Genomic DNA, 571 nt, shown 5'->3' with positions numbered 1-571 from the left:
CCTGTAATACCGTAAACGATGGTCTTTTTTAATTCCATCAAGAAACGATTGACTGTAGCGACCACTTCTAATACTATTATAAACTGCTACCATTGCCTGAAAAGATTTTTTTGGTTGTGTTGTACTCACATACATAGATGTGTACGGCATCTGTTGCATTTTAATAGTAGCACCCGGTGCGTAAGACAGGCCTTGTTTTACACGCAGCTCATAATGTAAATTTCCGCTTAAAGCATTTATAGCAAGCATAAAAGGAGCATAATCGGGGCTGCTCATCACTGGAGCATTCATTACGCCACTTATGTAATTTGTTGCCAACTCTCGCTGTTCTGTCAATAAATGTTCTCCCTCGATCATTTTTTGGTTGTATACAGGTGGTGTATAAGGTTTAGCGGCAATCCCTTTAAACGACTCCCTGATCTTTTTTTCGAGTGCTTCTTTAGTTATTTTACCTGCAACAACTAAAAACATTTTGCTTCTATTTAAAAGCTGATTATGGTAATAATTAGAAACACTATCGGCTGTAAATCCATTAACAGTTAAATCTTTACCCTTTGGCTCCGTACTGTAT

At 37.5% G+C, this 571-nt stretch carries 1 protein-coding gene; it reads right to left on the bottom strand.

Annotated elements, in window-relative coordinates; genetic code table 11:
* On the bottom strand, nt 1-571 hold a 571-nt coding region (locus AC1DG9_RS27645), incomplete at both ends, for an insulinase family protein (protein ID WP_477635774.1).

Source organism: Pedobacter sp. 05L430 (assembly GCF_056397585.1).
This window is presented reverse-complemented; position numbering and strand designations above follow the sequence as displayed.